Below are 6,603 nucleotides of genomic sequence, written 5' to 3' on the forward strand. Positions count from 1 at the left end.
TCCATGCTCCGTTCGCGTCAATATTGACCCTTGGGCTCGAGTCCGAGCGCCATCTGCCCGTACATCGTGCCCACGGTGTCCCAATTCATGCTGATGTGCCGGCCCACCGCATTGGCATCTCGCCAAGCGCGTTGGATCGGATTGGCGAGGTCGAGCCCCTGCCCTCCGGTCGACGCATTCAACGCCTCCGTCGCACGGATGGCGAGCGAGACGGCGAACGCCTGGCCGAGTCGGCTCTTGATTCGCTCTTCGACGGACACTGCCTCGCCGGCGTTGACGGTTGCCTCGCGATCGCGCAGGTCAGCAATGAGAACCCGGCGCGCCGCTTCCGCGCTTGCGGTCGCTTCCGCCACCCGCAATTGGATCGTCGCGAACTCGGCCATGCTGTTTTGCCCGCCGGCAACGGCGCCCCGCGTGACGCGTCGTGCAGTTCGCTCGAGATAGTCCTCGAGCGCGCCTTGGGCAGCGCCCACGGCGACCGATGCCAAGCACGACGGGATGGTGCTCAGCATCGGAATGGAAAATCCGGGATGGTGACGATAGAGCCTCGCGCCGGGCGTCTCGCCGCTTGTCGTCTCGGAAAAGAGAAGTGCCCGATGTGCCGGCACGAATACCTTGTCGAGAACGAGCGTTTTGCTGCCGGTCCCTGCAAGACCGATGACGTGCCAGGTATCTTCGATCGTGTAATCCGTCTCCGGCACGAGCAGGAACGCCGGCGCCGGCTTCTCGCGGTCACCCTCCGCAGGCAACACGGCGGCGCACAGAGACCACTGTGCGCATTCGCATCCGCTCGCGAAGCTCCAGCGGCCGCTGATCAGATAGCCGCCATCTGTTGCCTGCGCTTGGCACACGGGCGCATAGGAGCCGCAAACGAGCGCATTGGGGTTGGCGGCCCAGACGTCATGTTGAGCTTGGGCGGGAAAGGAACCGACGAGCCACTGGTGCGCTGCGAGGAGCCCGGCCACCCATGCCGTCGATGCACATGATTTCGCCAAGTCGATATTCAGATCGACAAGCGCGGAAAAATCACCTTCCAAGCCGCCGAAGGCCCTGGGCTTGACGACATCGAAGTACCCCGCGTCGCGCAGTGCATCGATGATGTCCATCGGAACCCGGCGCTCGGTTTCCACTTGAGCGGCGCGGGCCTTGATCGATGCGGCAAGCCCAGCTATGCGAGTGCGCAGGTTTTCAACCGAGGGACGGTCGACGCCGCGCTGCGCGGCCGCCCCTGCTTCTCGTTCTACAACGATCATGGGTCACCTCCAATTGTCAATTGTGTCGGCGGCTTCGGCGAAGCGGGCACCGCAAAGCCGTTGCTAACCGCCAGATGCGTCTACGATGCGCGCCGCGTTTGCACTAGCAATAGGCGGCGTTTCGGTAAAGGAGCGGCCGCGCGTCATCACCGAGCATCACGTCGTCCGCACTGCCGATGAAGATCGTGTGTGTGCCGAACGGAATCGCCGCATGCTTTCGGCAAACGATGTTGGCCTGGGCATTCGAGAGGTAGTGCGTGCCCGATCCATGTGTGAGCCACTCGCCTACGGAGAAACGCTCCTCAGGCGACGATGCGCCGCTGAATGCTTTCGACACTTCAGCCTGATCGTGCGTCAACACGTTCACGCAAAAGTGCCGCGCAGACATGAGGATGTCGTGCAAAAACGTGGATTGGTTGACGCATATGATCATCGATGGGGGTTCCATCGAAAGCGAACTGACCGCGGTCATCGTCATGCCGTGGCGACGATGACCATCGCTGGCCGTGATGATCGTTACGGTCGATGCGATGCGACGCATCGCAGCACGGAACGACGTGCCGACGGGCGGATGATGTACGGCCAGAGTGTCCATATCGTCTCCTTGATGTCCGGGCCTCGAAGCACCGTGTTGCATTCACTATACTTTCATTTGCAACTGTTTGCAAAGCAAATAATGTGGATGAAACTCTTGCTTTGATAGAATGAGGGAATCCTGCGAGAGGTATGCCCCATGTACAAGTTCACCGATTCCTTCCCCTATCTGCTCAATCGCGTCGGCGTGAGGATGGGGGAACTGTTCTCGCGCCGGATCGCGGCATACGGCATCACATTGCCGATGTATCGAGTGATGGCGGCGCTACGAGAGGTGCCCGATCAGCGGCTCAACGACTTGGCGGCCATGACGACGGTCGAGCTGTCCACGCTGTCGCGCCTCATCGGCACGATGGAGAAGATGAAGCTCGTCTCCCGCAGCAGGCTGGAGAACAATGCACGAACAGTCGCGATCAACCTTACGGAAGCCGGCGAAATGACATTGAAAGAATTGATGCCGATCGCCCGGCATTTCGAGGAAGTGGCGGTAAGCAAGCTTTCGCCGGCAGCGCTGAAAACGCTGAAGAAGACGCTCTCCGACATTTACGATCTGCTCGATATCCTCGAGGAGGAAGCGACGGCCGCCGCGGAATGACTCAGGGGCGCTGAGAGCGGTAAACGCAAGAAGGCTGTCGCGCATAACACGCGACAGCCTCCCTCAGCAATCGTGCGAGTCGATTTCGTCAGAACGCCGAACGCCCCACCCGTACATACGCGTCTCGTTCGCCACGATAGGTCGAATCGCTTGCGTTCACCGTCGCACTTGCTCCGCTATGCGACGAACCGGCTTGCACGCCACCGACATCCGGGTTGGCTGCCACCTGCTCGGCGGCGAGCGTTTGGACGCTTTGGCCACGTTGGGAAGCAGGCGCGCCGACTTCCGGGCGGTAGAAAGGCGCCGGCCCAAGGCCGCTGGCAAAAGCCGGGGCAGCCAAAGCGGCGGACGATGCGATCAACAGCGCGGCGATAAGCTTGGTCTTCATGGTGATACCTCCGATGAGTCTTCGTGTCTTCCGGGAAGTGCCAGGAGCCTTGTTTGGCCCTTTGCAGCACTCGGTCTTGAACTTCGATGGAGGCAGTGTAGGGATTCGCCGGCGTGCGACAAAGAGGGCAAAACCGATATCACTTTTCTTCGCGGATGAATAATCGGGCAATGCCATAAGGTAAGCGCCGCCCGCGCAGCAACGTATGCATCATCGGCATGTATGACGTCGAGGTTGCGTCACCACTGATGATGGACGAACGGCGCTATCGTTTCCAGATACATTGCCCGCAGCGTGGCCATCGCAGACTCCGTCAGGGCGGGCACTTCACTCGCCGCGCAATTCGCCTTGGCTTGTTCCGCATTCTTAGCGCCGGGAATGACCGTCGTCACGCCCCGATTCATCAGGATCCAACGTAGCGCGAATTGCGCCATCGTTACGCCTTGCGGAACCAACGAGCGAATTCTGTCGACCGCTTCGAGCGCGACATCATAAGGAACACCCGCAAACGTCTCGCCTTTGTCGAAAGCTTGGCCTTCGCGGTTGAAGTTGCGATGGTCATCGGCCGCGAACCTGGTATCGGCTGTCATCTTCCCGGTCAGCAGGCCGGATGCGAGAGGCACGCGGACGATAACAGCAATCCCTCTGTCTTGTGCCTCACGCATGAAAAGGTCCGCCGGCCGCTGCCTGAAGATGTTGTAAATGATCTGCACGGACTTGACGCCCGGGTACTCGATTGCCTTGAGACCTTCCTCGACTTTCTCCACTGAAACGCCGTAGTGACGGATCTTCCCCGCGGTGACCATGGCGTCCATGGCCTCGAAGACTTCGGGCCGATAGTAGACCTCGGTTGGCGGGCAATGTAGTTGCACGAGCTCGAGACAGTCGGTCTCGAGATTCTTCAATGATCGATCGACGAACGCGTTCAGATTGGCCGCGGTATAGCCCTCTGCGGAATGAGGATCGAGTCGGCGGCCCGCCTTTGTAGCGACGAACGGCCGCGGCCCGCCACGCTCCTTGAGTACTGCCGCGATGATCCGTTCGGAACGCCCATCGCCGTACACATCGGCGGTATCGATAAACGTTGTGCCGCTGTCTAGCGCCGCATGCAGCGCGGCCTTGGCGTCGCTTTCCGAGACATCGCCCCACGAGCCCCCGATCGCCCAGGCGCCAAACCCGATCTCGGAAACTGCCTGTCCTGCCTGCCCAAATGGTCGTTGATTCACGTTCTATCCTCCTTCATGGCATGAGTTGTCCGCCGTTTACCTCGATGACCTGACCGGTGATGTACCCTGACAATGTGGGGGATGCCAGAAAGAGAAATGCGCCGACGCATTCTTCGGGCGAACCCGCTCTCCCCATGGGTATCGAGGCGGTTTGCGATGCCCAGACATCGGGCGGAGTGTATTTGTCGTGGAACGGCGTCTGAATCAATCCGGGCGCCACGGCGTTGACGCGAATTCCGTCGTTCACGAATTCCTTCGCTTGGCCGCGCGTCAAGCTGCTGACGAAGCTTTTCGTGGCCGCATAGAGCACGGCGCCGGCGCCGCCACCTGTGCGCGCGGCGACCGACGAGGTGTTGATGATGTAGCCGCCGGTTTTTTTCAGAAACGGATAGGCAGCCAATGTCGCGTCCCATACCGAACGGGCGTTGAGATTCACGACCTGATCGAAATGACCTTCAGGCGTCTCCGTCGTCTTGATCCGCCCCAACATGCCGCCGGCGTTGTTGATGAGCCCATCAAGTCCGCCAAGCATGTCGGCCGCCGCCTGCACGACACGTGACGCGCCGCCCGGTTCTCTCATGTCGCCTCGAATGAGGCGGATCCGCTCCGGCGATTCGGCGCGCAGCGCCTGCGCTTGCGCGTCGCTCTCGTAGTAATGGGCGACAACGTCGGCGCCCTGTGCGGCAAACGTGCGGACGACCGCTGCGCCGATTCCCGTCGATCCGCCGGTGACGAGAACCTTCGTACCGTCCAGATCGCCAATTCGCATGTGCTCGAAACTTGACATCACATTCTCCGCAAAAGATCGCATCACGGGGCTCACGAGCCGTGCACCGCTGTGACATTCACCGGATAGAATGATTGCACGGAGTAGAATGAATTGAATTCACTGACCTGCTGAACCGCATTCATCTTGGCAAAAACGGAACGGATCGACTTCGCGGACCTGAAGTCATTCCTGACGATCGTGAGGTGCCGCAGCTTTCGGCTCGCTGCGATCGAATTGGGACAAACGCCGTCGGCGGTGAGCCATGCGATGCGGCGACTGGAAGCGCGTCTCGGCGCAAAACTGTTGAACAGAACCAGCCGAGCGGTTTCGGCCACGGCCGTCGGCCGTGAATTGGCCGCGCGGCTGGAAGACGGCTTCAATCAGATCGGCGCCGCGCTCGAAACACTCGAAGCGCCTGGCGCCGCTCGACTCGGAGAGATTCGACTCAACGTCTTTGCCGATGCGGCACACTTGCTCGTTGCGCCTGCGCTCCCGGAGTTCGTGCGTCGGTGTCCTGACGTGCGGCTGACAGTCGTCGTCGAGGACCGTCCCATCGACATCGTGGCCGAGGGCTACGATGCGGGGATTCGATATGGTCATTATGTCCCGGAAGACATGGTCGCCGTACCGCTCACCGGGCCTCAGCGGTGGGTCATGGCCGCTTCGCCCGGCTACATCGAACGGCACGGCGTGCCTCGACGCCTCAATGACCTGACCAAGCACACCTGTCTGCAGCTTCTGCTCGGTGACAATTCGAGCTACCGGTGGGAATTGAACGAGGCGGGAGCGGCGCGCCGTCTGCGAGTGCCCGGTTTGCTCACGATCAACGATACGACGACCACCATCAGTGCGTGCAAGGCGGGGTTGGGAATTGCTTACCTGCTGGAGGCCCGCATCGCCGACGAATTGGCGCGCGGTGAGCTGCAGGTCGTGTTGAAAAAGAATGCCTACCCTGAGGATCCGTTCCACCTCTACCACAGCAGTCGCCGTTATAACCACCCCGCCCTTCGAACGTTGATCAACATCATCCGGGAACAGCAGTCCCTGCCGCCGCTCGCGGGGGAGAAGCAGGCGAGCCGGAGACGGTAGGTCGAGCGAAGTTGTCGGTGTCGGCGCGATTCATTGCCGCGCGATCTTGGAACTCTCGCAGCAGCCACGCAACCGCGGCGGAATTGCCTGACCCAAAAAAATCAATTGACGACATCGCATTTATGCAGTGCGGCTAATTGAACTTGTCTACCGCGCGCTCCGCTCGCCGCGCACGCTGGCAGGAACGACTGATGTGTTGGCCGCTTTGTCGGTAGACCGGTTTCATCTAATCATTAGAATGAGCCCATCCCAGTCGTCGACCAAACTGCGGAGCAGCTCTGCCGCCAGCATGGCTCGCCCGTGCAAAAACTGGAGGAAGACTCGATGCTTCGCGCCTCATGGATGGGACACTCACGCCGAGCGCGGCCCAGGACGCTGCCCGCACTCGCACCGATTTTCATCGCGTTATCGTTCGCCCTGCCGGGACGCGTCCACGCGGCCGGCCCGTTGCCGAGCGGCGGGCAATTCGTCGCCGGTACGGGCTCGATCAACGGCAACGTCACGTCGCTTACGATCAACCAGACGTCGACTCGCGGCATCATCGACTGGACGAGCTTCTCGATCGGCAATGGCAATCACGTCAGCATCACGAATGGCACGGGCGCGACGCTGAACCGCGTCACGGGTGGTGATCCCTCATCGATTCTCGGCACGCTCTCGGCGACGGGCAGCGTCTACCTGATCAATCC

Annotated in this window: 8 protein-coding genes; 3 read left to right on the forward strand and 5 right to left on the reverse strand. The window is 60.9% G+C overall.

Features of this window, described 5'->3' with window-relative positions; translation table 11 throughout:
- Positions 1–17 precede the first annotated feature (17 nt).
- A complete protein-coding gene (locus B0G57_RS20985) occupies positions 18–1,253 on the reverse strand; it encodes an acyl-CoA dehydrogenase family protein (RefSeq protein ID WP_018442809.1) in 1,236 nt (411 codons plus the stop codon).
- A gap of 103 nt (positions 1,254–1,356) precedes the next feature.
- Positions 1,357–1,848 carry a flavin reductase family protein gene (locus B0G57_RS20990; protein WP_018442808.1) on the reverse strand — a complete coding sequence of 164 codons (492 nt, stop codon included), beginning with the start codon at positions 1,846–1,848 and terminating at the stop codon, positions 1,357–1,359.
- Between the two features lie 138 nt (positions 1,849–1,986).
- Between B0G57_RS20990 and B0G57_RS20995 the strand changes: the two genes are divergently transcribed.
- Complete coding sequence (locus B0G57_RS20995; RefSeq protein ID WP_018442807.1) at positions 1,987–2,442, forward strand: MarR family winged helix-turn-helix transcriptional regulator; 456 nt, start codon at positions 1,987–1,989, stop codon at positions 2,440–2,442.
- A gap of 88 nt (positions 2,443–2,530) precedes the next feature.
- Here the strand turns inward: B0G57_RS20995 and B0G57_RS31425 are convergent, their stop codons facing one another.
- The 3 genes from B0G57_RS31425 to B0G57_RS21010 form a co-directional block, all read right to left on the reverse strand.
- Positions 2,531–2,830 (reverse strand): hypothetical protein, encoded by a 300-nt coding sequence (locus B0G57_RS31425; RefSeq protein WP_018442806.1) that lies wholly within the window; start codon positions 2,828–2,830, stop codon positions 2,531–2,533.
- 239 nt (positions 2,831–3,069) lie between these two features.
- Positions 3,070–4,056 carry an aldo/keto reductase gene (locus tag B0G57_RS21005; RefSeq protein WP_018442805.1) on the reverse strand — a complete coding sequence of 329 codons (987 nt, stop codon included), beginning with the start codon at positions 4,054–4,056 and terminating at the stop codon, positions 3,070–3,072.
- Positions 4,057–4,069: 13 nt separating this feature from the next.
- Positions 4,070–4,843 carry an SDR family NAD(P)-dependent oxidoreductase gene (locus B0G57_RS21010; RefSeq protein ID WP_026230064.1) on the reverse strand — a complete coding sequence of 258 codons (774 nt, stop codon included), beginning with the start codon at positions 4,841–4,843 and terminating at the stop codon, positions 4,070–4,072.
- Positions 4,844–4,969: 126 nt separating this feature from the next.
- Here B0G57_RS21010 and B0G57_RS21015 point away from each other — a divergent pair, with 126 nt between their 5' ends.
- Complete coding sequence (locus tag B0G57_RS21015) at positions 4,970–5,914, forward strand: LysR family transcriptional regulator (RefSeq protein WP_018442802.1); 945 nt, start codon at positions 4,970–4,972, stop codon at positions 5,912–5,914.
- Positions 5,915–6,238: 324 nt separating this feature from the next.
- Positions 6,239–6,603: two-partner secretion domain-containing protein (locus B0G57_RS21020; protein WP_146098876.1), on the forward strand; the 365-nt coding region annotated here is incomplete at its 3' end.

The sequence above is a fragment of the Trinickia symbiotica genome (assembly GCF_002934455.1).
In the GTDB taxonomy this organism is placed as follows: domain Bacteria; phylum Pseudomonadota; class Gammaproteobacteria; order Burkholderiales; family Burkholderiaceae; genus Trinickia; species Trinickia symbiotica.